Raw genomic sequence first — 24272 nt, forward strand, 5'->3', positions numbered from 1 at the left:
CGCCCTAGTACTGCAACGGTGCTTGCCGTGACTGGTGGCCAGGTCAGGGGATGTGTCCGCGTTGTTTGTAGTGACTGGTGCGGGCCTGGTGCTGTCGTCGTCGGCGCCAGGTCGACCAGTGCAGGATGTGCTCGACGGGTGTGGGCCGGCGGTTGGTGAGGCGGGTGATCAGCCGTCGTACCTCGGCGAGGCTGAGGTGGATGAGCTGGGAGGATCCGTTTCTGCTTTCCCTGCGTCCAGCTCTCGGGCTCGCAGGACGGTCAGGCAGGCACGGGCGGCCATGGCGAGGGTGATGTGGCGGTGCCACCCGGGATAGCGGCGGACTTGGTAGTCATCCAGTCCGCATTCCTGCTTGGCGCTCTGGAAGCACTCCTCGATGGCCCACCGGCTGCCCGCGATGCGGATCAGGTCATCCAGCGTGGTTCCGGCGGGGCAGTAGGCGATGTAGTAGGAGATCTCCTGCGGTCGGGCGATGCTGCGGCGGGCGATCACCCAGTGGCGGCGGTCGGGCCGGTGCCACGGTCGCACCTCGACGCGTGCCCAGTCATAGATTCGCAGGCCGTGAGCCCCGTTGCCGCAGGAACGACGTTTCCATTTCTGCCGGGCAAGGCCGTTGAACAGGTCGTGGACGGGATGGTCGATGGCCCAGCGGGTGACCACGGTGTCGTGCCGGGTGGTCGCCATGACGTGGAAGACGTCCGCCCGCTCCAGCTCGGAGCGCCAACCTTTGCTGAACCCGTAGGCGGCATCCGCGGTCACCCACCGAAACGGGATCTTGTCCGCGATCGCGCGGCGGACCATCGCCTTGGCCATGGCCACCTTGGTCTCGAAGGCGACCTCGTCGCCGATGCCGGCCCCGTGGCATCTTTCGCGGTCGTCGGTCCAGGAGGTGGGCAGATACAGACGCCGGTCGATCAGCGTCCGCCCGCGGTCGGTGGCATAGGCGAGGAAGACGCCGACCTGGCAGTTCTCCGTTCGCCCGGCGGTTCCGGAGTACTGCCGCTGCACCCCTGCCGACTGCGTGCCCTTCTTCAGGAAGCCCGTGTCGTCCACGACCAGGACGGCGCCGGGGTCGCCGAGGTTGTCGACCACGTACTGACGCACATCGTCGAGCACCTCGTCAGCGTCCCAATCGATCCGGTTCAGCATCCGGTGGATGCGGTCCGGGCCTGCGTGGCCGGCTTCTTCCGCCAGCGTCCAGCCGTTTTTCCGCTGCAGCGGAGCGATCAGGCCCCGCATATAAGCCAGTGCGGACTCCCGCGGCTCCGACCTGCTGAAACGGTGCACGAACCGCCCATGCACAGCTTCCAGTTCGCCCGCCCACAACCTGACATCAGCAAGGTCCCCACCCATAACCACACCAACGACCAACCTGGCCACCAGTCACGGCAAGCACCGTTGCAGTACTAGATGCAGGGTCACGACGGCTCGGACGAGGCTTGTGACGCGAGTGGTCGAGTACCGCGGCTTGCGGAGGAGTAGCCAGGACTTGAGGGTGGCGACGGCTTGCTCGACCAGGGCCCGGATCTCGGCGTGAGACCGGCTGACGGCCTTCTGACCTCGGGACGGTGTCTCCCAACGTCCCCGGTACGGGACGCGGACTGTGCCCCCGGCACCTCGGTATCCCTTGTCGGCCCAGCACGTGATGTCGGCGTCCGTGAGTGTGCGGACGACGCCGTGTTCGTGGGCGGTCCGGACGTCGTGGACGGCACCGGGCAGAGCCGGAGAGGTCCACAGCAGCCAACCGGACGGATCGGCCAGGCCCTGCACGTTCATCCCGCGTTTCTTGTGCTTGCCGGAGTGGAAGGGGCGGTCCGCGGCGATGCGGTCGATGAGCAGCAGGGTGCCGTCCATCAGCACGAATGCCTTCGTCGATGCCGTACGGGCCGCCTCCTCGAGGGCTGGGGCAAGTGCGGCCAGGAGCTCGACGGCCTCGGCGACGTACCGGTAGGCGGTCGTGGTCCCGATGCCGAACCCGGTCGCGAGCTGGGCATACGGGTGGCCGTTGCGAAGGTGGGCGAGAGTGAGTAGGGCCTGTCGGCCCGGGCTCAGGCGCCGCCACCGGGTGCCGAGCTCGCGACGGTGTCGGCGGAGCTTTGTGGACAGGAAGCGCAGGGCAGAGCTGGACACGTCGATGCCCGACGGGTAGACAAGCACACGAAGCCTCTGGTGGAGACGGTTCTCTTGGTCGAAAACCCGCCTACCAGAGGCTTCACCTGTCTGTCAGTCCAATGGGCTTGTCCTGCGGCCAGGTTGGAAAGGGCTCATTGCACCGTGGATGACCGGTCAGGCCGGCCCTACCGTCACAGTGCGTTGCCGCACCACGATCACGAGATCGACATCAGTGACGCGCGCGGCGGGTATCTCGGACCCGCGTACTTCGCGCAGGCGGCCACCCCCGAACAACTCGGGGCCCTGCGCACAGCCCGGGCGGAGCGTGCCCGGTCTGGCGCAGCCGCCCGCGATCACGTGCTTGTCGGTTGGAGCACGGCGGAAAGCCAGTTCCTACGGACAGCGCCGGGTGTAGTCGGCATGGTGCCGCGCAATATTGGTGGCGGGCGTTGTCGCGTCGATGCCACACTGCGCGGGTGATCGACGATCTTCCAGCTTCCTTCGCCGTCCGACACCCGACCTCTGATGACCATCCACGGGTGCTTGCCGTACTGGATCGGTGGTGGGGCGGGATGAAGGGGGAGGCGGGAGCGCTGGAGCGGGCATTGCTGCTGCCCCGGCTGTATTTTCAGCATTTCAGCTCGACCAGTTTCCTTGTCGAGTACCCCGACGGAGAACTGGCCGCGTTCCTCATCGGTTTCCTGTCACAGACGGAACCGGACACCGCCTACGTCCACTTCGCAGGCGTGGATCCTTCACTGCACGGGCAGGGCCTCGGAAGGTCTCTTTACCGGGCGTTCTTTACGCTCGTCCGGTCGCAGGGCCGCCGGTACGTGAACTGCGTCACCAGCCCCGAGAACACCGTTTCGCGTAACTTCCACACCCGCCTCGGTTTCAGCGCCTCCGGCCCCCTGTTGGACTACGACGGACCCGGCCTCGCCCGCGTGGCCTTCAGCATCGGCTTGACCGACGAACCGACCCGCCCCGCGCGAAGGCTCCGGGTGCTGGACAAGACCCTTTACCTCGAACACCTCCCGGAGCTGCGAGAGCCGAGCGACGATCACTGGCTGGCCCTGGTCCGTGCTCCAGAAGGGCTGACGGTGATCCGCGCCGCCAGTTCCTCCGCTGCGATCCAAGACCGCTGGGTCGCGCTCTACGACGCCGACCCGGACCACGGCCTCGACGAACCGGGCTTGCTGGCCGCAGTCCTCACACCGCTGGCCCGCGCCGCAGTTCCGGCGTTCACTGCCTCGACCTACCACGCTGACCTCGTGCTGGTACCCGAGGAACGCCGGGATCTGGCACTGGACGCCTTGCGTTCGGCTGGATTCGAAATCTGCTGATTCTTGCACCCGACCGCGTGGCTCAAGAGTGATAATCGCGCTCGAAGGCCCGGCGGCTCCAACTCACGGCCACACACTGATCGCTGATCACTGATGACAGCGGGCTCTGCGGCAAAGTACACGGAGTCCGGGGCGGCGGCCACCGCGGCGGACATGGTGGTGAGACTCCACCGGCTCCAGCCTGCCGGGGCTTCTGCACGCAGTTATGAGACGACGATGCCGCACCGGAGTGCTCCGGTGCGGCATCGTCGTGAGGCTGGTTGCGCCGATGTTGCACCGCGCGGACGGCGCCTCACCCGGTTTGTGATCCGGTGAAGACGAGGGCCGCGGTACGGCCATTACCTGCATACCTGCAAAGATCCTGCTGCGCACAGCGATTATGCCCTCACAAGTCTTGATCCTCGGGCGGCGTCGGGCTCCGCTGCCGTCTCAGCTGCGGTGGCTGGAACCGGCACCTGCCAGTCCCGTGCAGAGAAGAACGTATGTGGCCAGAGCCGGGAGCGGCACTTGCCCGCCCATGCGGTCGATGTCGTCGATGAAGTACCCGGAAAGCGCTACCCAGGACAGCCCACCGGTGATCAGCAGTACTGTGTTGCCGGCCTTCCCCATCACCCGCATGCCGGCCCACAGCGATACGGGCATCAGCGCCCAGGAAGCGGCCGTCGTGACCAGGAACTCGAACGCACCGGAGAACACCGTGTCGCCCGCGGCAGCGCTGCCGCGGGCCCATGCGTAGCCGGACGACATGAGGGTGTGACTGGCCGCGGTGGCACCGGTGACGGTCAGGGTCCCTTTTAAGTGTCGTGCGCATCGTCTGGCGGGGACCCTCGCTCTTCCTCGGCTGAGGGTCCGGCGGACAAGCGACCGATCGGTCGAATCTGTAGACACCTCCTGAAGGTAGGCGATGCTCACGACTCACGCATAAGTAGCGCTCCTTACCCTCTCCGCTGATTGGTGGTCCGTTTGAGTTTGATGCCCTGCTCGTGAGGGCTGGAGCATGCACTTGTTGCCTGTCCGGTTGACGCATGTCGGTGCCCGCGCGGTCGCCTCCCCACCGAGGGGGTGTCCGTGGTTGCCATAGCCGGCTCGGTGCTCCAGGCGCTGGGAGGGTGTTCCCCTGCGGTGGACCGTCTTGGGGGGCGTAGACACCGTGGGAGCGTCGGCAGGCGCGACATGCGGTCGGAGCCGAGCCAGCCGAGGACCTGGGCAGGCAAGCCGGTCAGCGTGTGGGCGATGCGAGGGCGTCGTAGTGTCCGGCTGCAGCCACTGTGAGACGTTCACGGCCAGCACGAGCCGGCCGTCCACTCCCCTCAGCAGTAGTACGGGCCTTGACCCCTGATGTTGGACACACGAGACACTGGATCCTGCGGATCTGAGAACGGACATCTCGTGGTCATGAAGAACTACCCGCCGCAGTTCAAGGCGGACGCGGTCGCGCTGTACGAGTCGCGGCCGGAAGCGACGATCAGGTCGGTCGCCGCCGATCTGGGGATCAATCCGGAGACACTGCGGAACTGGGTGAGGGCAGCCGGGGTGAGCCGTCCCCGAGGACGGCGGACGCAGGAGCCGGCCCAGCCGCCCGCCCCGCTGGAGGCGGAGAACGCCGCCTTGCGGAAGAAGGTCCGTGAGCTGGAGGAGGAACGCGAGATCCTGCGCAAGGCCGCGAAGTATTTCGCCGGGGAGACGCGCTGGTGAACCGCTTCCAGTGCGTCGCCGACCTCCAGCGCCGCCACGGCGTGAAGCGGCTCTGCAGCATCCTCGGCGTCAGCCGCTCGAGCTCCTACTACTGGCAATGGACGGCCGTCGACCGGGCCGCCCGGCAGGCGGCCGACGCGAAGCTGGCCGCCCGGATACGGGCGGTGCACCAGGAATCGGACGGCACCTACGGAGCCCCGAGGATCACCGCCGAGCTCCGCGAGGAGAACGGTGTCGCGGTCAACCACAAGCGCGTCGCCAGGATCATGCGGGCGTCCGGGATCGAAGGGGTCCGGTTGCGTCGCCGGCACCGCACCACCGTCTCTGACCCGGCAGCGGCCAAGGCCCCGGATCTGATCAGCCGCGACTTCACCGCGGACAGGCCCAACACGAAGTACGTCGGCGACATCACCTACCTGCCCCTTGAGGGCGGGAAGTTCTGCTACCTGGCGACCGTCATCGACCTCGCCTCACGCCGTCTGGCCGGCTGGGCGATCGCCGGCCACATGCACGCGGACCTCGTCACCGACGCCCTGGCCGCGGCGATCCGCACCCGCGGCAGCCACGCCGGATCGATCATGCACACCGACCACGGAGCCCAGTACACGAGCAGGATTTTCGCCGAAGCCTGCAGGTCAGCAGGGGTTCAGCAAAGCATGAGCGCGGTCGGGTCCAGCGCGGACAACGCGCTGGCCGAGTCCTTCAACGCGACGTTCAAACGCGAGACCCTGCAAGGACGAAAGAGCTGGCCGACCGAGCGCGAGGCCCGACTCGACGCCTTCCGATGGCTCCACCGCTACAACACCCGACGCCGACACTCCCACCTCGGACAACGATCACCGATCGCCTTCGAGAACGCCCTCCACCGCACACCAACTACGCTGGCACAAGCCGCATAACCCGTGTTCAGGATTCGGGGTCAAGGCCCGTGCTTGAAACGGCACCCGATGCTGTTGTCCGGGTCGTCTCCCGGGATCTGCAGGAGGATCAACCGGTCATCCCCTTGCAGTATGGTCAACGATTCACTGGCTTTGGTTGTCTCCACCTCGAAGTACTGCTTGCCGTCCACTGTCTCCAGCGTCCAGCTCCCCTGGCCGTCTTCTCTGCCGGTGATGCGGGATTCACTCACGCTGTAGCCCGTTGCCCAATGCTTCCACCGGGCCGAACCGCCCTTTTCCAACACGAGAGAGGCGTCGCACGACCCACCGGCATGCCAGTGGCCCGCGAGGTCGGAACGGTTGACGTCTTCTGCTTCGGGCTCCGGGGAGCATCCGGCGGCAAGGCCAGTAGCGAGACAGAGGAGGATGGTGGCTGCCAAACGATGTTGCATTCATGCCCCCGGCTTCATATGTGAGGCAGACGATATACCTCGGTCAGAGGTGCTTTCCCAGAGGGCCTCCAGACCGGTCCGGGCCGGCCAGGCCGAGTGTCCCGAGCGCGGCGCAATTTGGGTGGCCGGGGTGGACCGGCGTTCGAACACTGTGTATTGCTCGCGGCGGTGCGTGGTGAGGGCCTGGAGGGCTCGGAAGGAAACGTTCGGTGAACAGTCACAGTGACCGCATCGCGAACACCTTCGGGTCACAACTGCGTTCAGAATGTGGCCAGCTACGGCCGTTCCTTGTGATCGTCGTAGAAGGATGGAGCAGCGAATGCGGCAGAGGAATTGGTGGCCCTGGCCGCTGCCCATCCCGACGACACTGCCCTGTACTGCGACGTACTCCTGAACATCAACCCCGAGGGGCTCATACCGGCGTTGATGGCGGATGTTCCTCGAGCACTCAAGATCGTCCGGGCAATGCCCGAGCTCCTGGGCACACACCGGTCAACGGAGCGTGCGAAGTCGACGCCATCATCCTGTGGCTGTTCACCGTCGCACACCACGCCGCTGACGCAGCCCAGCTGCGCCTGGTGGAGGAATGCTGTAACGGCGCGTTCGCCAGGGTGGTTGTGGGACCAGTGGACGCCGCAGGACAAGATCAGGCCCTGGCTGCGCACCCTGACAGGGGACGTCAGACTCCCGCCCGCACCTGTGCGACGACTGCAAGCAGAACGCCGGCCCTATCGTCGACCCAGCGGCCGGCACGCAGGAGGGCCAGGGGCCGGTGCGTGGTGAGGCAGGGCCGGACGACTTCTGGCCCACCCCCCAGCGCCCCGTCGGCACCGAATGCGGTGCCGCGTTCACCGGCAAACGATGGAAGGCGACCAAGCTCGTCGGCTGGAGCCGCTCCCCAGCGAAGCTTCCGTCTCTGTGCGGGGACTGCGACCAGCGGTTCGAGGCCGATTTGGATCTGTCCTGGGGCGTGAGTCACCGGCAGGAGGAGCGTGACCAGGAGCAGGAACAGGCCGTGCCCGAGCAGAAGGCCGGCCGAACCTGGCTCTCCCGCTTCCGCAGGTGACGCGACCAGCCTTGGTCGACTTCGCACGGGGGCTTCTTCCGCGAGCTTCTGGACCGGGTGCTCGGCAGCGCCTACTGAGCAGTGTCGCTGGCGGCGTTCGGTAGGGTTCCAGAGCGCTGACCGTCTGGTTGGTGCCTTCCTGGGGGGATGACGAGACGAGGAACATGCCGGAGCAAGCGAGTCCGCCTGCGATAGTTCCGACCGGACCTTCGGGCCCGACGGTTGAGGCGGCGCGGATGGCGGCGGTGCGCCGTTACGACATTCTCGACACCCCTCCGGACGGCGCTTATGACCGGGTTGCGGCGCTGGCCGCACGCCTGTTCGAGGTGCCGGTGGCGACGGTGACGATCGTGGACGAGGACCGGATCTGGTTCAAGGCCACGCACGGCCTGGAAGGTGTCACCGAGATCGGCCGCGATCCGGGCCTGTGCGCCTCGGCGGTCCTGACGGATGACCCCACCGTCATCCCCGACACTCTTGTGGACCCGATCGCCTGCTCCAATCCGCTGGTCGCCGGCCCGATGGGAGTGCGGTTCTACGCAGCTGCTCCGATCATCACCGCCGACGGGTACCGGCTGGGCACGGTCAACGTCCTCGACACCCGCCCCCGCGAGATCAGCGAGGCGGATTCGGCCACGCTCGCGGACCTGGCGGCGGTGGTGCGTGACCAGCTGGAGCTGCGGTTGTCGGCGTTGCACGTGGTGCGCGCCGAGCAGGAGCGCCGCAAGGTCGAGCAGGACAAGCGCCAGGCGGAGGAAGAGGCTCGTCAGCGGGCGGAGCGGGACAAGACGGCCATCGCCGCGTTCGCCTCCACCCTGCAGCGCACCCTGGTGCCGCCGGCTCTGCCCGCTGTACCCGGGCTGGAGCTGGCCTGCCACTACCAGACCGCCTCCCCGCAGGAAGTGGGCGGCGACTTCTACGACGTCTTCCCCGTCGACGGCGGCCGGTGGGCGTTCTTCCTGGGCGATGTGTGCGGCAAGGGCGCCGAAGCCGCCTCGGTCACCTCACTGACCCGCTACACGCTGCGGGCCGCAGCCCTCGTCGACGCGGACCCCACGGCCGCGCTCAAGGCCCTGAACACCGCGCTGCTGCTGGACGCGGCGGTCGGCACCCGCTTCTGCACCGCTATCTTCGGCCTGCTCGATCCCGCCCCAGACGGCGGTTTCACAGTCACGCTGGCCACCGGCGGCCACCCGCCCGCCTACCACCTGAGCCCCACCGAGGACGGCGGCGTGCGGGTGGAGGCGGTCCGCGCCAAGGGCGGCATGCTGGTCGGCGCATTCGCCGAGGCCGCCTTCGCCTCACGCACCCTGCACCTGGCACCCGGCCAGGGCCTGCTGCTCTACACCGACGGTCTGACCGAGGCACGCACCGCCGACGGTGACATGCTGGCCGACACGGGCCTGACAGACTTCCTGGCCCAGCGGTCGGCGACAGTCGGTGCCGGCCGCCTGATCGACGACACCGTCGCGCTCCTGGACACCCTCCCCGACACCGAACGCGACGACGTGGCCCTGCTGGCCCTGTCCGTCCCCGCCCCCGATGCCGCTCCCGCGGGCATCACCACCACCGCCCACAGCGCCGCCGCCCCGACCGCCGACGCCTCCGTCGGGCAGGAGAACCGACGTCCATGACCGACGCATTCCACATCGACGTCCCGCACACCGACGGCACCCTGGCCGTCATCGCCCTGTCCGGTGAATTCGACATCACCACCGCCCCCGCCGTGCGGGCCCGCGCCCTGGAACTCATCGCGGCCGGACACCCCGACCTGGTCGCCGACCTGGCGGGCGTCACCTTCTGCGACTCCTCCGGCCTGGGCGCCCTGGTCGGCATCTGGCGCTGCGCCAAGGACGCCGACGGTTCCCTGGCCTTGGCGGCCATCCCAGACCGGTTGGGTCGCTTGCTCAGCGTCACCGGGATGGACACTTTCCTGCCCGCCCATCCCAGCGCCGACGCCGCGCTCGCCGCAGGCCAAGGCCGCACCACTGCCTGAGACTCCTCGCTTGCCGGGGCGGCACAAACAGCTGGCCGGCACTGCACGGCCCGGCCTTTTCTTCCCACAGGGGACGGGGGGCACGGACAAGCGTGCGCCGCGGCCAACGTACTGGTCGCGACGCACGCTTCATCCGCTCCGCCAGGCGCTACACGTCGCTACGGCCTCTCCGCCGTGTACCAGCAACATGGCCGGAGCCCAGGGTCCGTCTTCGAACCGATCTTGCCCAGAGCAGGAGTGACGCGAGACCGACCGCTGCCTCGTACGAGGTGGCGGTCTCGTCGTACCTGGTGGCGATGCCGCAGAAACCTTGAGCCGGTTGAAACAGCGCTCGACGACGTTGCGTCGGCGGTAGATCTGCCGGTCGAATGCCGGTGGCCGACCACCGCGGCGACCGCGGTTGCGGCGGTGTTGCTGCTGATCGTTCTTCTCCGGGATGGTGCACGCGATGCCGCGATTATGCAGGTAGGAGCGGAAGCCTCGGGAGCTGTAGGCCTTGTCTGCGACGACCTGGTCGGGTCTGCAGTGTGGGCGGCCGAGGCCGGTGCGCGGGACCCGGATCCGTTCCAGGAGGAGACGTGCGCAGACGTCGTCGTGGCGTTCACCTGGGGTGAGCAGGATGGCGAGGGGACGTCCGCGGCCGTCACAGGCGAGGTGGATCTTGCTGGTCAGTCCTCCTCGGGATCGGCCGAGGGCGTGATCGTCCGGTTCGTCCTGCCGATGCCGCCCCCTTTTCGGCCGGTGGCCGCAGCGTGTTGGTGGGCGCGGACGGTGGTGGAGTCGATCTGGAAACGAACCAGTCGATGTTGCCGGCCGCGTCAGCGCGGGCCTGGATCCGCTGGAGAGCCCCGGTGAACACGCCGTCCAGGGCATAGCGGCGGAAACGGGTGTAGACCGTCTTCCACGGCGCCGATGTCCGATCCGCGGCTACGGAAGCAATCGACTCGGCCGAGGGCACGCTTGAGGACGCACTGCGCGCGGAAGACCGCCTGCTCGGCGAAACGTTCACCCCCGCGTCTGGAGAGCTTGCCCGGGCAGCACCCGCGGCCGGGGTTCACACGCGCGAGGTGGAGTTGGACATCGAAGAGGTGCTGCGCGCGAACCTCGTCCGACATTCGTGATAGTTCATCAATCTTTGTCCCGCTGGCGGGGAGGGAATGATTCCGGGCCGTGTGATGCAAGTGTTCGAGGGCATCGCGGCGTTTCCTGGTGAAGATCGTGTGGCATCTCGTGTGCGCCTCGTGACCACTGAGGTCTGAGAGATGCGTCTTCCCGTGGGAGGAAGTCTTGATGCAACGCACCGTCGGTGTGTGCGTCCAGGGTGCCCGGAGGAGAACCCGCCTTGCCACCGCCGCGGCCCTGGCCGCCGGTGCCCTGGCCCTGTCCCTGCTGCCAACCACGGGCGCGGTCGCGGCGGATGAGCCGGGCTCGGCGTGGGGCAAGGACGCGCCGAGTCTCACGATGCCCGAGGTGAAGGTCGGCTCCAACGAGCCGGCCAAGCCCGAGGCGGAGGCCAAGCCCTCCGAAGAGGTCAACCGTGGCGGGCGGCTCAGAAAAAGCGGGCTCAGGGCGGCGAGGCCGCCACCACACGCGCGGTCCGCACCGCGACGCCCGCGACATACGTGCCCGAGGGCCGGGGCAACGTGCCCTGGCACAAGATCAGCGACTTCGCGATCATGGATGCCCCGACGGCCCGGGTCGACTACTCCACCGGCAACCTGATGCTCACTGCCACGGACTTCTCCCTCGCGGGCGTCGGCCAGCAGCTCACCCTGGCGCGCTCCTACAACTCCCTCGACGCATCTGGGGCAAGGTCTCCCAGCGCTGGTGGCAGCAGTACGAGCGCTATCTGCAGATCCTCGACGACGAGGTCGTCCTCTACGACGCCTCCGGCGACACCCTGCGCTTCGACAAGGCTGCGGACGGCTCCTTCACCACATCCAAGGGCTACTCCGAGGAGCTGGAGAAGAACGCCGACGGCACCTACACCGTCACCAACTGGAAGTCCCACACCGAAGGCACCTACAGCAAGCACGGCACCCTGACCAAGGTCACCGACAAGAACAAGGGCGCCATCACCGTCACCCAGCACGGCCAGGGCGACGAGCACAAGGGCTTCAAGCTGACCGAGACCCGCTCCGGCCGCTGGATCGACCTGCTCAAGGCCGACGCCTCACAGTGGCAGGCCAAGGACAACTCCGGCCGCGCCGTCGTCTTCGACCTCGACCCGGCCGGCAACCTGCACAGGGCCACCGACGCCGACAAGGCCACCACCTTCGACTCCAAGGTTTCCTGGGGGCCCACTCCTACTCCGTTGGCGGCACCCCCTACCTGGCGCCTGAACTGGTCCTGCTGTTCAAGGCCAAGCATCCACGGCCCAAGGATCAGGAAGACTTCGGCTCAATCCTCCCGCACCGTCAGCTCAGCGCACAGTCCTGGGGCTCGGTGAGTGGCCAGGCCGATCACGTACGGTCAGCGGCATGACAGCTGCGCTGCGGCCCGGACCGCTCAAGGATGACCCCGGGGTGTGCTGCCGCTCCGCGGCCCCGGCTAGCCTGGGCGTCAGCCGGTGGGCGCGGTCACCTCCCGGGCGCACAGGCGCTCGTCCGTGGGTCCGGTGACCGCCTCGCCCGTCTCCAGCGAGAAGCTGGAGTGGTGCAGGGGGCAGGTGATCCGCAGCCGCGCGGCGTTGACATAGCCGTGGGCGAGGAAGCCCTTGCGGTGCGGACACGCCGCGTCCACCTCGAACTCCCGGCCGCCGACCCGTACCCGGAGCTTGTCCTCGCCCACTTGCTCGATGGTGGCGTCGTTCACTCAGACCGCCTTGAGCGCGGAGGCGACCGCCGCCTCGGTGGCGCCGCCGATGACGTCGCTGGCCATCTTGAACCCGGCCCAGACCTTGACCGGTTGAAGGTCGGCCTCGGCGTCGAACTCGCGGATGGCCACCTGGAGCTCCTTGGCGTGGAAGTGGTCGATGTGCAGGTGCTCGGTGTAGTAGCGAGCGCCCTGGAGGCCGAGCCGTTGCGCCGCCGCGGCGAAGCACTTGAAGGCGTAGAGGATGCTGGATTCGAGGTAGCAGAGCGTGCCGAGGAAGTACTCCGGGCGCGGTGCCCGCGCGGCCGCCCAGAAGAACGTGTTGACGTAGGCGTACGTCTCCTCGTTCGTGCGGTCGAGATAGTCCCCGACGTCCAGGGACATGCCCAGTTCGGTCATCAGGTCGCGATAGATGTTGAAGTGCGCCTGGTCGAGGTTTCCGCAGCCGAACTCGTCGATGAGCACCCGGAACACGGCCATCTTGGCCTTCCTCGGAAGCCGCCAGACGATCGGCAGGAAGGATTCGGACTCGGTGAGGCCGTCCACCGCGAACTGCGCGACGACCTCCTTGAACTGTTCCAGGTCGAGATCCTCCGCCATGACGCGCTCGAACTCCGGCGGGTCGGCCTCTTCGGCCTTGAGCAGTTCCTTCATCTGCCGGCCCAGTGCCGCGCGGTCCGGCAGTTGCGGTGCGGCGGCCTCGATCTCGCGGACGCGCGAGGTGATCAGGCGCTCTTCGAGTTCGTGCAGTTCACGGAGCTCGTCGGGGCTGGGAATGGTGCGGTTGAGAACGAACAGGCGGCTGCCGGCGGTGCGTTCCACTGTGGCGTTCGCTGTCACTGGGGCGCTCCTTCGCGGGGGTGGGAGGTAGGGGTCGGCGGGGCGGGTCGTGCGGCGGTCTCAGCGCACGGTCTGGGCGCGGCTTCGGCCGGTGGCAGGGGCACGGGTTCAGCCGACGGCCAGCGCGGTGCCGATGACACCGCGCCGGGCCAGTTCGGTCTTGACGTGCAGGTACCAGTCATCCGCCAGCAGGTCGTACCGCTCGGACAGCTCGTTGATCCGTTCCTGGCTGACGCGCGAGAAGGACGTCACCGCCTCCGCGCAGGTGTCGGGTTCGAGGTTGGCCAGCGGGCCGACGAAGCCCTGGACGCCGGGGACGTCGGCGATCTGGTGCTCCCAGCCCTGGAAGACCGGCACCGGCACCGCCTCGGCCAGCAGTTCCTTGGTGAACTGCGCGTCGCCGCTGGACTCCTTGACGCCGATGACGCCCGGCAGGGCGCACACCTCGCGCAGCGCGGCCACGTCGAGGTCCATCTTGGAGACCGCGTTCTCGTGGTAGACGAAGACGGGCAGCGGGCTCTTGGCGATGATCTCGCGGAAGTGCTCGACCAGTGTGGGGCGGGGGGTGCCAGAGGCCGGGAACGGCGGCGGCACCACGATCGCGTCGGCGCCCAGGGCCTCGGCGAGCGCGGCCCGCGCCAGGATGCCGGCGGGCCGTCCGACCTCGACCCCGGCGAGAACCGGAGCGCCGTCGGCGTGCTCGACGGTCAGGTGCACGATGTCGATCCACTGCTTGAGGGAGAGTTTCCACCCCTCGCCGGTACTGAGCGCCGGCATGTATCCCGTGACCCTGCCCCGCAGGTCGGCCATCAGCCGGGCGACGCTCGACGCGCACACCTTGCGCTGCTCGTCGACTGGTGTGACCAGTGGCACCACCACGCCGCTGAGTCGCTTCAGCCGCTCCACGGCGGCGAACGGGTCGGCGGGGGCTTCAGACGGCGGCATGGTCGACCTCCAGGGTCAGGGACGTGCGGTAGAGAGTGTCGAGTACGTCGTCGGCGTCCTCGAAGCGCACCGAGGCGCCGGCCCGCAGCGGGGTGCTCACGGGCATCCCGTCGGCGGCGAGGGCGGTGAGGCGGGGATTGATGGTGACCAGTTCGCCCTCGCCGGCCAGCACGGACGCCAGCAGCATCCGTTCGCGCAGCTCCAGGCCATCGGCCCGGGCGGGCAGTTGGGCCAACGCCTGCCAGTCGGCGCAAGTGTAAGCCCGCCGACTGATCGGCATTATCGAGTGCAGCACGTCCATGAAGGGGTAGTAGGCGTCCTGCTCCTGGCGCGGATAACTCCACACGAGGTCGTCGCACCGGCCGACTTCCTCGTAGGTCATCACGACCGGTTGGTGCAGGTGTTCGGCGAAGAACGCGACGCAGGAGGCGCGCACCGCCGGATCGACGCTGTGCATCCCCATGAACAGCGTCGCGTCGACATAGACGTCACGCGCCATAGCTGTCCACCGCCTCGCGCAGGCGGGTGAGGGACTGCGCGAACTCCTGCGGGTCCCGGGCGAGCGCGATGCGGACGTAGCGTTCGCCGCGCTCCGGCTCGTTCCAGTAGAAGTAGGTGCCGGGCAGCACGTAGACCTCATACGCGGTCAGGTGCGCCTGGAGCTCGCTCGCCTTGATCGTGTCGTCGGTGATGCGGAACCACGCCACGCTGACGTTGACCGTGGGCTCCAGGTGCTCGAGAAGGCTGCCCTCCAAGGTCTTCAGGGCGGTCTCGCGGTTGCGGGTGATGACGTCGCGCACCGAGGCCATGCCGTCCTCGATGGAGTCCTCGACGTAGCGAGCGAGGAAGTTCAGGACGAACGGCGAGACGTCGAGCAGGACGCTGGTGTGGATGTTGTAGACGTCCTCGTGCAGGTCCCGGCTGCACGTGAGCAGGGCGCACTTGGCATCCTGCAGCGGCCAGGTCTTGCCGGTGTCCTCCAGGGCTATGTAGCGCACCCCCGAGGTGTCGAGGAGTTGGTAGAGGTCGAAGCGGCCGAAGCGCGGGTCGGCGAGGGCGAAGGCCGCGAAGCAGAGGTCGACGACGAAGAGCTTGTCGTGGTCGACGCAGTAGCGGATGACTTCCTCGAAGCCCTTCCGGCCGTGGCTGAGCAGCGAGAAGCCGGTGGGGTTGTTGGGGTCCACCAGGAAGAGCGCGTCGGTGGTGACGGCCTCGGCGAGGCGGTCGTAGATGCGGTCGGCGTCGTGCAGGGTGTCCTCAGGGATCGGCACCGGGTGGACGCCGACGTTGCGCAGGACGTCGGGCAGGTTGTCGAAGCAGGGCTCGACGAGGCTGACGCTGATCTCGTTGCGTCGCAGGTACATGCCCGCGACCAGGGTGGAGATGGAGGCCGCGTAGGAGAGCATCGTGCTCTCCGCACGGACGCTGTTCTGGCCGTGCAGCCGGAAGAAGACCTCCTTGAAGCGGTCCTCCAGGTCCGCCTGGCGGCTCTCCTCGGCCTCGTACCAGAGGGCGGGCAGCGCCTGGACGATCTCGCGCTGGCCAGGGGACTGCTGCTGGTGCGTGTGGGCGTCGGCGAGGTTGAACCGGGTCTTCAGTGCCTGGATCTCGTGCTGGGTGAGGTCGAGAAGGTGCTCGGTCACAGGATTCCTTGAGGAGGAGGGCGACGCGGACGGAGCCGGGGCGTGCCCGCACGGCACGGCGGCCGGGTCCGTTCGAAGGCGTCGGCGTCGGGAAGGGCGGTCGAGGTCTGCTCGGAAACGCGCGTCATCCGCGGGGAGGAGCCGGGCCCGCACCCGGCGTGTCCGCAACAGGGTTTACCTCAGAGGGTTTTGAACCTGGTGCGGCGTGACCACCGTGGCGTACGTTAGACGATGATCGATCATCGCTCAACCCTTCGCCCACCCCAGACCAGTTCCGACCGGAGTCCTCATGCCAGGTGAGCAAGTCCCCGAAGCCCCGGCGCCCGTCGTCTCGTTGAAGCGCGTCCCCCTGAGCGAACAGGTGCGGCGCACCCTCCTCGACGGCCTGCTCAACGGCCGCTGGCGCCCCGGCGACCGCATCATCGAGCGGCACATCGCCCAGGAGCTCGACGTCAGCCATGGCCCGGTGCGAGAGGCGCTGCGCGACCTTCAGGCCATGCAGCTCGTGGACGTTCTGCCCAACAGGGGTGCCCGTGTACGTGAGCTGACCCCGGACTACCTCGCCTCGGTCTATCCGGTACGCGCCGCCCTGGAGCGCCTCGCCGGCCAGTTGGCGGTGCGCCGGCTCGGCGGGGACGTGTCGGAGCTGGAGCCGCATCTGGACCTGCTGCACCAGGCGGCGCGGGACGGTGACACCGACCTCCAGATCCACTGCGCGGTCGAGTTCCACCGGGAGATCGTCCGGTCCGCCGGCAATGAGGTGCTGCTGCGCAACTGGGAGTCCCTGGCCATCGAGCTGTGGACCCGCCTCTCCCTGAAGTGGCTGCGCACGCAACTGCACGAGAACGCCGAGGACCACATCGCCATCGTGGACGCCTTCCGACGCCAGGACCCCTACGTGGGACGCATGCTCGAACTGCACGTCCTGGAATACGCACACAAACCGATAGGAATGCCATGACCACCACTCCGCACCCGCGCGATCAGGTCGCGACGGGCACCATCACCGTGTTCTCCGACATTTGGTGCTCTTTCGCCCACGTGGCGCTGTACCGCCTGCACACGACGCGGGCCAGGCTCGGCCTCCAGGGCCGGGTCCGCTTCGACCACCGGGCCTTCCCGCTGGAGCTGTTCAACAACGGGCCGAGCCCCCGGCCGGGCACGGACTCCGAGGTCGGCGGGGTGGCGCACATCGAGCCGGACGCCGGCTGGCAGATGTGGCGGGCGGCGGACTGGAAGTTCCCCTCCTCCTCGCTGCCGGCGCTGGAAGCCGTCCAACTCGCCAAGAAGCAGGGCCTGGAGGCCTCCGAACGGCTCGACCTCGCGCTGCGCCGCGCCTTCTGGGCCCAGAGCCGGTCCATCGGAGCGCGCGCCGTGGTGCTGGAGGTGGCCGAGGAGACGGAGGGGGTCGACGCGGCCCTGGTCGCCGAAGGCCTGGACGACGGGCGAGCGCGCCACGCGATCACGCGGGACTTCGTGTGCGCCCGGGAGCACCGGGTCCAATGCAGTCCGCACCTGTATCTGCCCGATGCCTCAGACTGCGCCAACCCCGGTGTGACGGCCCGTTGGCACGGCAAGTACGGGACCGGGTTCCCGGAGGTGACGGGGAACGACCCCCTGGTCTATGAGGAGTTGCTCCGCCGCGCCGCCGACTGACGTGGGAGCCGCCCGCCCCCGGATCGTCGCTGATCCGCCACGGTCTCGCATCGTGAGAAATGATCGATCATCGCTCATTACTTGTCAGTAAGTGTTGACCGCACCTATCGACGGCTCCTACGTTTTGAATCCCGGAAACGGTCTTCCGCATCACGAAATGCTGTACCTCGTAACAGCGCGGGATGCGGAAGCCGCGTCAGCAGAGAGCGCGTCGCCGCCTCCACCCATCGGCCGGACCACCCGTAATCCGGCCCCCTCACCGGGCTGCCACGACGAACCGTGGCGGCCCCGACTCCTTATCCAGGAAAGCGAAAGGGGATCGCCCGTGTCCCAGCTCGACCAACTGCCCGACAAGGACCCGTCCGAAGTCGCCGAATGGTGCCAGTCCCTCGACGCGGCCGTCGGCTTCGGCGGCCCGCAGCGGGCCGTACAGCTTCTGCAGCGCGTCAACGAGCACGCGCGGCGCACCGGAATCGACCTTCCGCCGTTCCTGGAAACGCCCTACGTCAACACCATCCCCACCGCCGCCGAACCGCCCTACCCGGGCGACGAGGAGATGGAGCGGAAGATCACCGCGTGGAACCGCTGGAACGCGGCCGCGATGGTGACGCGGGGCAACCAGCGCGGCGGCCTCGGCGGACACATGGCCACCTTCGCCTCGGCGGCCTGGCTCTACGAGGTGGGCTTCCAGCACTTCTTCCGCGGCAAGCAGGCGGACGGCTCCGGTGACCAGCTCTACGTCCAGGGGCATGCCTCCCCCGGCGTCTACGCACGCGCCTTCCTCGACGGCCGCTTGAGCGAGGACCAGTTGGACCGCTTCCGCCCTGCCGGACGGCGCATTGAGACTCATGCGCGGACTCCCTTACCGGGCCGGGGAAAGACGGTCTCGATGTCCCCGTGGGCGGCGACTCCCCGGGCCCCTGGAGAACGCGCCGGTGACAAGAGTGGTGCCGGGGGGATTGTACGTAATCCAGCCGGCCTCGGAGCAGTGGCCCACAGCACTGATGGCCGCGGTCCTCATCGCGCGCGCCCCTCGGCCTCCGGCGATGCCCGGGTCCCGCCTACGGCCGCAGCAGCTTCCGCAGGTGCTCTCCGAACTCGGCCGGGTGCGTGGTCAGGCCGACGTGCCCGCCGGGGAAGTGCTCCGGCTCCCTGCCGAGGCGTCCGGCGAGACGGGCCGCCGCGCGATGGGGCAGCTCACCCCGGGAGTCCCGGCCGCAGGCGACCACGAGCCGGTCCGTCAGCGTCTTCAGGAGGGGGACGTCCGGGACGTACCGCATGAAACGGGGAACGATGCGCCCGATGAAGTACGGCAGGTCGGCCATCGTCCGCTCCGCCCGCGCCGCGGCCCTCGGCGGCAGCGCGGACCCGGAGCCCGGCCGCGCGCCGCCGTCCCCTTCCGCACCGCCCGCGGGCCCGCTGAGCCCCGCGGCGAACACGGCCATCGCCGGCATGAGTCCCTCGGCACGGAAGGTCGCCTCCACCCGGTCGACGAACGCCCGCTGGTCGGCGGCGTCCGGCAGGACCTCCACGACCGGCGGCTCATGCGCCACGACCCGCGCGAGGCGTTCGGGACGCGTGGCGAGCAGGTGCAGGGCGGCGATACCGCCCGAGCTGGCGCCGAAGACCTGGGCGGGCTCACCGGGTGACAGCAGTTCGATGAGGCGGTGGGCGTCGTCGGCGTGCTCGGCCACCCGCTGCTCGGCCTCGGGGTCGTCCAGCGGGCTGCGGGACAGGCCGCGCGGGTCGTAGGTGGCGACGGTGTGGTCGGCGGCCAGGTCGTCGGCGATGCCGTCGAAGGCCGCCGCGCCGCCGGAGCCGCCGGGGATCAGCAGGACGAGCGGGCCCTCGCCGCGCACTTCGTAGTGCAGGGTCGCGCCGTCGGTGCGGAGGGCGCCTGTGGTCGGTGCGGTCATGAGGGGTCTCCGTCTCGGGCCGATGGCCAGTGGGTCAGGGTGGCGTGGAGCGCGTCGAGGGCGCGCTCCCAGGACCGCTGCGGCGCGCGCTCGTGGCCGAAGCCGCCGGCGCTCTCCAGGGCGACGAAGCCGTGGAAGGTGCTGCGCAGCAGGCGGACGGCGTCGGTCAGGTCGGGCTCGGCCAGGCCGTAGCCGCGCAGCACGCCGTAGGTCAGTTCGACGGCGCGGCGCGGTCCGGGCGCCCGCGCGGCCAGTTCGGGGTCGATCGTGATGCGGATCTGCGTCGCCGCGTAGCGGCCCGGGTGCCGGTGGGCGTAGTCACGCCAGGCGTCGGCGAACGCCACGAGCGCGTCCTTGCCCGCCCGGCCGACGGTCGCCTCGGCGATGCGGAGGGTCTTCTCGTCCGCCGCGAGCAGCGCGACGCGTCCGCGCAGGTCCTCCAGGCCGCGCACGTGCGAGTAGAGGCTCGCGTCCTTGACGCCGAGCCGGCTCGCCACGCGCGCCATCGTCACCTGGTCGAGCCCGGCCTCGTCCGCCAGTTCGGCGGCGGCGAGGGTCACCCGCTCCGCCGTCAGCCCGGCCCGCACCATGCGTCCTCCTCATTGCCTAGGGCCCCTAGTTATAACCTAGGGCTCCTAGGCGAGCAAGATCCGGGGGTGCCGGACCGGGCCCACGCCCTTTCTCCGTCAGCCGAGCCAGCGGCCGTCACGCATCAGGTCGCGTCCGGCCAGCTCGTTCGCCTCGCGCCAGGCCTGGATCCGCCGCGGCACGATCCGGAAGTACTGGTAGGGCTCGTCGAGGCCGCGCGGGTCGAAGCCCGTCCTGGCCGCGAAAGCGTCGCCCGTCCCGCCGAGGTCGGCGGTGGCCACCGGCTCGGCGACGCCCTCGACCACGACGACGTCGCGGGTCGGCCCGAAGCTGAGCCGGACCCGCCCGTCGGCCAGCAGGTTGCGTCCGGTGACCGAGGCGCGCGGCGTGGCGATGATGAACGCGGTCCCGTCCCAGAGGTAGGACAGCGGGATGAGGTGGACGCCGCCCGGTGATCCCGCGGTCGCGACCCACAGGTCGACGTCGTTCTCCAGTCGCGAGCGCGTGTCCCGCAGCCTCTCGTCCAGCCCGCGCGGCGGCGCTGCCGTCATGTTCGCGCCTCCCCTGACCTCACGCGGAACCCGTCCGCGGCGGAACCGTTCCGCGGCGGGAACAGTGGCACATCACGGCGCGGTCGTCAGTGCCGCGGCCTCCCACTCGAAGCCGTCCGGGTCGGTGAACGCCGCGGCGCCGCCGCCGATCACGACCCGGTGGGATCCCGTCCCCTCGGGGGCGACGCCCGCGTCCTTGGCCAGCGCACGGCGCCGGTAGAGGGCCAGCTTGACGGGGCTCGCCCCGGCGTCGAACTCGACGTAGACGCGGCTGAAGCTCTTGGCCACGGTCAGGCCACGCTCCACGTAGAACCGCTTGCTGGCGGCGATGTCCGCGACGCCGAGCAGCAGCACGATCTCGTCGATCCGCCCGGTGGCGGGGCCGGTGTCCTTCTTCTCCGTCGTCGCCACCTTCCAGATCGTCCCGTCCGGGGCCTGGACGACACCGCCGTAGCCCCAGAGCGACTTGGCGGCGGGCTTGAGCGGTGTGGCGCCCGCGGCGAGGGCCGCGGCGATGAGGCCGTCGACGTCGGCGGGCCCGGACACGGTGAGCGACAGCGTGAATCCGCGGAAGCCGGTCGTGTCGGCGTCGGAGGCCCGCAGGCGTATCTGCGTGTCGAGCCCGAAGGCGGTGGTGTAGAAGCGGCGGGCGGCCTCGGGGTCGGCCACGGTGAGGGTGACGGATTCGATGATGTCCATGCCCCTGACGCTAGTGACGAGCCGGGTGCCGACGCTTCTCGAAAACTGACCGTTCGCTCACGGGCCCCGGCCGGTGCCGCGCGGGCCGCCTCCGGGCTCCTGGCACCGGGCCCGCGGACGAGCGATGGTGGTGCGGTGGATCAAGCGACAGAGGCCGGACTCTTCACCCGCCGATTCGGGCCGCCACCGGGCGAGGGCACACGGACCGTGGTGCTCGTGCACGGACTCGGGCTCTCGGGGCGGTATTTCGTGCCGCTCGCCCGGCGGCTCGCCGCGGGCGGCGCGTCCGTGCTGGTGCCCGACCTGCCGGGCAACGCGCGGTCGCGGGCCGCCGCACGCCGCGCGCCCGCCGTGGGGCAGGCGGCCGACGCCCTGGCCCGCTGGCACGAACACCTGTCCCTCGGGCCGAGCCTGTTCGTGGCCAACTCGGTGGGCGCCCAAGTGGTCGCCGCCTGCGCCGCGCGACATCCGCACCTGGTGAGCGGGACGGTGCTGGTCGGTCCCGCCCTGGAGCCGGGCGCGTCCGCGCTCCGCCTCTTCGGCCGGCTGGTCGCGGACGCGCCCCGGGAGACGTTCTCCCTGCTCGTGCTGGCCGCGACCGACTACCTGCTGACCGGTCTGCCGCGCTGCGCCGCGTCCTTCCGGCACGCCCTGCGCGACGCCGCTGAGTCATTCGAGGGGAACCTCGGCGACGTGCACGTGCCGACACTGGTGGTGCGGGGAGCGGGTGACACCATCGCGTCCGGCGCCTGGGTCCGGCGCGTGGCCGCTCTGACCGGCGGACGCACCGCCGAGATCCCGGACGCCGCGCACGCGGCCCACTACACCGCGCCGGACGCCCTGTCCGCGCTGATCGACGAGTTCACGGCGGGAGAGCCCGTATGACGTCTTCGAGGGCGCCCGACGCCACCCGGCGGCAGCGGCGGAAGCGCCCGTCGCCCTGGCTGCGCCTGCTGCCCGGCGTCTCCCCCGAGCGCCGGGGCTTCATCCTGGCCTGGTGGGGGTTCGCCCTCACCTTCGGCGGGATGCGCCTGCTGACCTGGCTGATCCACATCGACGTGGCAGGGGTCGGCGACATGCAGGCGGGCGGGGTGCACATCCACCACTACGTGTGGGGGATCGTGCTCCTCGCGGCGGTCGGCGCGGCGGGCCTCGTCGACCGCACCCCACGGACACGCGCCTGGATGGGCCTCGCCTACGGAGTGGGCCTCGCCCTGATCGTCGACGAGGCTGCGCTGCTGATCAGCCTGGAGGACGTGTACTGGGACACCGAGGGCGGCGTCAGCATCGCCCTGGCCATCGCCGTGATCGCCGTCGCGGGAAGCGTCCTCGCGATGACACGCGGACGGCGCGCTTCCAGGAGAGAGTCGGCCACCTGAAGGGCCGGGGGGTCAGGGGGCGTGCCCTTCAGGTGGCCCGGTTCACCGCGGGACTCGGCGCGGTTCACCCACTCCACGCATACCGTGTGCCCCCGCCTTTCCCGGTTACGCACACGAAACGGCCGTCGATCCGGATTCTTCCCCCGGCCGGCGTCACCGGGCGCCGGATTCCTCCGTCAGCGGGCGTCGCCGGGCCGCCCGCGGCGTTCGACGAACGGCAGGAGTTTGCGCAGCCGTACGCGGTCGAGGGCCTCGTGGACGCAGTCGCTCGCCCCGGTCAGCGAGAGGCTGCCGCCGGCGTGGATGGCCGCGTGCCGCATGCCCAGGAGGGTGTAGAGACTGCCGACGTCGCACCAGGTCACGCCGGTGAGATCGACGAGCAGATGCCGCCGGCCGGCTTCGAGCGCGTCGACGACGGTGTCGCTGAGCTTGCCGACGTTCAGGACATCCAGTTCGCCGTCGAGCGTCAGCAGGAGAATCGCCGGACTCTCGGACGGGGTGCTGCGGATGGCCAAACGGTCCATGCCCGCATCATGCACCCGTCCGGCGGAATCCACGCCGTGCCGACGCCCGGTCTTCGCCCCTCGCCCTCTCCCCGACGCCCCGTACGGCCCAGGTGATGGACCCGGCGCCGCGCACGGCCCAGGTGATGGACCCGGCGCCGTGCACGGCCCGGGCGATCAGGACCCGGCGCTCCGCACGGCTCAGATGATCACGACGCGTCGCCCGCGCGCGTGCCCTGCCTTGCTGTCGATGTGCGCCGCCGCGGCGTCGGCGAGCGCGTACCGCTGCTCGACCGGGATGTGCAGCCTGCCCCGCGCGATGAGGTCGGCGGCCTCGGCGAGGGCGTCCGGCACGCTCCCGGCCACACCGGAGAAGCGGACGCCGTGCTCCGGCGCGCCGAGATCGGCGATGCTGATCACCTTCCGCGGGTCCCCGGTCAGCGCGATGAGTTCGGGGAGCACGCCCGTGCCCGCGAGGTCGAGGGCCGCGTCGATGTCGCCGAGCCGGCGCACCCGCTCGACCCAGCCTTCGCCGTAGGTCGTGGCCATGGCGCCGAGGCCGCGCAGATACTCCTGGTTCGCGGCCCCGGCGGTGCCGATCACCGTGATGCCGCGCTCGCGGGCGATCTGCAGCACCGCCGACCCCACTCCCCCGGACGCGCCGCTGACGAGCAGCGTCTGTCCGGGCCGCACACCGACCTCGCGGATGACGCGCAGCGCGGTCTCCACCACCGAGGGGTAGCCGGCCGCCTCTTCGAACGAGAGCCCCTCGGGCATCCGGGCCCAGGCCGTCAGGACGGCGAACTCGGCGTAGGTGTCGATGCCTTCGCCGAAGACGTGGTCGCCGGCCTCGACCCCTTCGACGCCCTCGCCGACCTCGTCCACCACTCCGGCGGCGTCGAGGCCGACCCCGGCGGGCAGCTCGATGGGGTGGGCCTTGAGCATCTGGCCCTCGCGGATCCTCCAGTCGACGGGGTTCACTCCCGCCGCCCGCACGGCGATGCGTATGCGGCCGGGGCCCGCGTGGGGCGCCTCGACCTCTTCGAGCCGCAGGACGTCCGGGCCGCCGTATTCGCCGAAGCCCACCCTCTTCATGGTCGTGACGGTGTTCGCGCTGTTAGCGCTCTCGCTGTTCTCCATGACGTTCTCCATGGCAGCGACCGTAGCACTAACGGTTACGGTTTTGGAATCGTTGT

General features: G+C 69.5%; 26 protein-coding genes and 1 pseudogene. 11 read left to right on the forward strand and 16 right to left on the reverse strand.

The features are described 5' to 3' along the window. Positions 1 to 168: 168 nt before the first annotated feature. Both DCW30_RS02820 and DCW30_RS02825 read right to left on the reverse strand, forming a co-directional pair. Positions 169 to 1353 carry an IS701 family transposase gene (locus DCW30_RS02820; protein WP_076688319.1) on the reverse strand — a complete coding sequence of 395 codons (1185 nt, stop codon included), beginning with the start codon at positions 1351 to 1353 and terminating at the stop codon, positions 169 to 171. A 30-nt stretch (positions 1354 to 1383) separates the two neighbouring features. Then, positions 1384 to 2157: an IS5/IS1182 family transposase gene (locus DCW30_RS02825; RefSeq protein WP_076681987.1), complete on the reverse strand. Its 774-nt coding sequence runs from the start codon at positions 2155 to 2157 to the stop codon at positions 1384 to 1386. A 431-nt stretch (positions 2158 to 2588) separates the two neighbouring features. Here DCW30_RS02825 and DCW30_RS37205 point away from each other — a divergent pair, with 431 nt between their 5' ends. Further along, the gene (locus DCW30_RS37205) at positions 2589 to 3455 is read left to right on the forward strand and encodes a GNAT family N-acetyltransferase (RefSeq protein WP_237283282.1); all 867 of its coding nucleotides are present in this window, start codon (positions 2589 to 2591) and stop codon (positions 3453 to 3455) included. 429 nt (positions 3456 to 3884) lie between these two features. On the opposite strand, the gene DCW30_RS02835 is transcribed toward DCW30_RS37205, so the two are convergent. Continuing rightward, the gene (locus tag DCW30_RS02835; RefSeq protein WP_076681985.1) at positions 3885 to 4202 is read right to left on the reverse strand and encodes a hypothetical protein; all 318 of its coding nucleotides are present in this window, start codon (positions 4200 to 4202) and stop codon (positions 3885 to 3887) included. A 642-nt stretch (positions 4203 to 4844) separates the two neighbouring features. On the opposite strand from DCW30_RS02835, the gene DCW30_RS02840 reads away from it, so the two are divergent. Further along, a protein-coding gene (locus tag DCW30_RS02840) for an IS3 family transposase (RefSeq protein WP_103557334.1) occupies positions 4845 to 6049 on the forward strand; the annotation gives its coding sequence in 2 pieces (ribosomal slippage) (positions 4845 to 5136 and positions 5136 to 6049; 1206 coding nt in all). 20 nt (positions 6050 to 6069) lie between these two features. On the opposite strand, the gene DCW30_RS02845 is transcribed toward DCW30_RS02840, so the two are convergent. After that, the gene (locus DCW30_RS02845) at positions 6070 to 6468 is read right to left on the reverse strand and encodes a hypothetical protein (protein WP_123985556.1); all 399 of its coding nucleotides are present in this window, start codon (positions 6466 to 6468) and stop codon (positions 6070 to 6072) included. A 784-nt stretch (positions 6469 to 7252) separates the two neighbouring features. On the opposite strand from DCW30_RS02845, the gene DCW30_RS02850 reads away from it, so the two are divergent. From DCW30_RS02850 to DCW30_RS02860, 3 genes are all read left to right on the forward strand, one after another. Further along, positions 7253 to 7546 (forward strand): hypothetical protein, encoded by a 294-nt coding sequence (locus tag DCW30_RS02850; RefSeq protein WP_076681973.1) that lies wholly within the window; start codon positions 7253 to 7255, stop codon positions 7544 to 7546. A gap of 236 nt (positions 7547 to 7782) precedes the next feature. Continuing rightward, on the forward strand, positions 7783 to 9180 hold the full coding sequence (locus tag DCW30_RS02855) for a PP2C family protein-serine/threonine phosphatase (RefSeq protein ID WP_076681971.1): 1398 nt from the start codon (positions 7783 to 7785) through the stop codon (positions 9178 to 9180). Further along, on the forward strand, positions 9177 to 9542 hold the full coding sequence (locus DCW30_RS02860) for an STAS domain-containing protein (protein ID WP_076681968.1): 366 nt from the start codon (positions 9177 to 9179) through the stop codon (positions 9540 to 9542). Before DCW30_RS02855 ends, DCW30_RS02860 begins: the two co-directional genes overlap by 4 nt. 129 nt (positions 9543 to 9671) lie before the next feature. Here the strand turns inward: DCW30_RS02860 and DCW30_RS38170 are convergent, their stop codons facing one another. Next, the gene (locus tag DCW30_RS38170) at positions 9672 to 10415 is read right to left on the reverse strand and encodes an IS5 family transposase (RefSeq protein WP_079249805.1); all 744 of its coding nucleotides are present in this window, start codon (positions 10413 to 10415) and stop codon (positions 9672 to 9674) included. An 848-nt stretch (positions 10416 to 11263) separates the two neighbouring features. Here DCW30_RS38170 and DCW30_RS38045 point away from each other — a divergent pair. Then, positions 11264 to 11587, forward strand: coding sequence for a hypothetical protein (locus DCW30_RS38045; RefSeq protein WP_338400581.1), 324 nt, complete (start codon positions 11264 to 11266; stop codon positions 11585 to 11587). Positions 11588 to 12104: 517 nt separating this feature from the next. Here DCW30_RS38045 and DCW30_RS02885 read toward each other — a convergent pair. The 5 genes from DCW30_RS02885 to DCW30_RS02905 all read right to left on the reverse strand — a co-directional run bounded on the left by DCW30_RS02885 (position 12105) and on the right by DCW30_RS02905 (position 15784). Beyond that, complete coding sequence (locus tag DCW30_RS02885; RefSeq protein WP_079249804.1) at positions 12105 to 12356, reverse strand: Rieske (2Fe-2S) protein; 252 nt, start codon at positions 12354 to 12356, stop codon at positions 12105 to 12107. Beyond that, positions 12357 to 13196, reverse strand: a complete 840-nt coding sequence (locus DCW30_RS02890) for an iron-containing redox enzyme family protein (RefSeq protein ID WP_076681964.1) — start codon at positions 13194 to 13196, stop codon at positions 12357 to 12359. It lies immediately after the preceding gene. A gap of 108 nt (positions 13197 to 13304) precedes the next feature. Next, positions 13305 to 14141 carry a dihydrodipicolinate synthase family protein gene (locus DCW30_RS02895; RefSeq protein WP_206269282.1) on the reverse strand — a complete coding sequence of 279 codons (837 nt, stop codon included), beginning with the start codon at positions 14139 to 14141 and terminating at the stop codon, positions 13305 to 13307. Continuing rightward, positions 14128 to 14640, reverse strand: a complete 513-nt coding sequence (locus DCW30_RS02900) for a DUF6190 family protein (protein WP_076681962.1) — start codon at positions 14638 to 14640, stop codon at positions 14128 to 14130. Before DCW30_RS02900 ends, DCW30_RS02895 begins: the two co-directional genes overlap by 14 nt. Next, positions 14630 to 15784 carry an aminotransferase class I/II-fold pyridoxal phosphate-dependent enzyme gene (locus DCW30_RS02905; RefSeq protein WP_076681960.1) on the reverse strand — a complete coding sequence of 385 codons (1155 nt, stop codon included), beginning with the start codon at positions 15782 to 15784 and terminating at the stop codon, positions 14630 to 14632. The genes DCW30_RS02900 and DCW30_RS02905 overlap by 11 nt, the downstream gene beginning before the upstream one ends. A gap of 289 nt (positions 15785 to 16073) precedes the next feature. Here DCW30_RS02905 and DCW30_RS02910 point away from each other — a divergent pair, with 289 nt between their 5' ends. From DCW30_RS02910 to DCW30_RS37210, 3 genes and pseudogenes are all read left to right on the forward strand, one after another. Continuing rightward, complete coding sequence (locus tag DCW30_RS02910; protein ID WP_076681958.1) at positions 16074 to 16745, forward strand: GntR family transcriptional regulator; 672 nt, start codon at positions 16074 to 16076, stop codon at positions 16743 to 16745. After that, entirely contained in the window at positions 16742 to 17440 is a 699-nt protein-coding gene (locus DCW30_RS02915; protein ID WP_076681956.1) for a DsbA family oxidoreductase, read from the forward strand. Before DCW30_RS02910 ends, DCW30_RS02915 begins: the two co-directional genes overlap by 4 nt. 325 nt (positions 17441 to 17765) lie before the next feature. Then, positions 17766 to 18263, forward strand: a pseudogene (locus DCW30_RS37210) (pyruvate dehydrogenase (acetyl-transferring), homodimeric type); the annotation flags it as partial. A gap of 238 nt (positions 18264 to 18501) precedes the next feature. Here DCW30_RS37210 and DCW30_RS02925 read toward each other — a convergent pair. The 4 genes from DCW30_RS02925 to DCW30_RS02940 all read right to left on the reverse strand — a co-directional run bounded on the left by DCW30_RS02925 (position 18502) and on the right by DCW30_RS02940 (position 21194). Further along, positions 18502 to 19356, reverse strand: a complete 855-nt coding sequence (locus DCW30_RS02925) for an alpha/beta fold hydrolase (RefSeq protein ID WP_076682252.1) — start codon at positions 19354 to 19356, stop codon at positions 18502 to 18504. Further along, positions 19353 to 19946, reverse strand: coding sequence for a TetR-like C-terminal domain-containing protein (locus DCW30_RS02930; protein ID WP_076682257.1), 594 nt, complete (start codon positions 19944 to 19946; stop codon positions 19353 to 19355). The genes DCW30_RS02925 and DCW30_RS02930 overlap by 4 nt, the downstream gene beginning before the upstream one ends. 96 nt (positions 19947 to 20042) lie before the next feature. Then, a complete protein-coding gene (locus DCW30_RS02935; RefSeq protein ID WP_076682260.1) occupies positions 20043 to 20495 on the reverse strand; it encodes a pyridoxamine 5'-phosphate oxidase family protein in 453 nt (150 codons plus the stop codon). Positions 20496 to 20567: 72 nt separating this feature from the next. After that, on the reverse strand, positions 20568 to 21194 hold the full coding sequence (locus DCW30_RS02940; protein WP_076682262.1) for a VOC family protein: 627 nt from the start codon (positions 21192 to 21194) through the stop codon (positions 20568 to 20570). 135 nt (positions 21195 to 21329) lie between these two features. On the opposite strand from DCW30_RS02940, the gene DCW30_RS02945 reads away from it, so the two are divergent. Together DCW30_RS02945 and DCW30_RS02950 are read left to right on the forward strand one after the other, a co-directional pair. Then, positions 21330 to 22079: an alpha/beta fold hydrolase gene (locus tag DCW30_RS02945; RefSeq protein WP_076682264.1), complete on the forward strand. Its 750-nt coding sequence runs from the start codon at positions 21330 to 21332 to the stop codon at positions 22077 to 22079. Continuing rightward, on the forward strand, positions 22076 to 22573 hold the full coding sequence (locus DCW30_RS02950) for a hypothetical protein (protein ID WP_076682266.1): 498 nt from the start codon (positions 22076 to 22078) through the stop codon (positions 22571 to 22573). Before DCW30_RS02945 ends, DCW30_RS02950 begins: the two co-directional genes overlap by 4 nt. A gap of 176 nt (positions 22574 to 22749) precedes the next feature. Here DCW30_RS02950 and DCW30_RS02955 read toward each other — a convergent pair whose 3' ends face one another. Together DCW30_RS02955 and DCW30_RS02960 are read right to left on the reverse strand one after the other, a co-directional pair. After that, a complete protein-coding gene (locus tag DCW30_RS02955; protein WP_076682268.1) occupies positions 22750 to 23097 on the reverse strand; it encodes an STAS domain-containing protein in 348 nt (115 codons plus the stop codon). A gap of 180 nt (positions 23098 to 23277) precedes the next feature. Further along, complete coding sequence (locus DCW30_RS02960; protein ID WP_076688418.1) at positions 23278 to 24171, reverse strand: NADP-dependent oxidoreductase; 894 nt, start codon at positions 24169 to 24171, stop codon at positions 23278 to 23280. Between the last annotated feature and the right edge of the window lie 101 nt (positions 24172 to 24272).

Origin of the sequence: Streptomyces alfalfae, assembly GCF_004127445.1 — a bacterium.
Taxonomy (GTDB): Bacteria; Actinomycetota; Actinomycetes; order Streptomycetales; family Streptomycetaceae; genus Streptomyces; species Streptomyces alfalfae.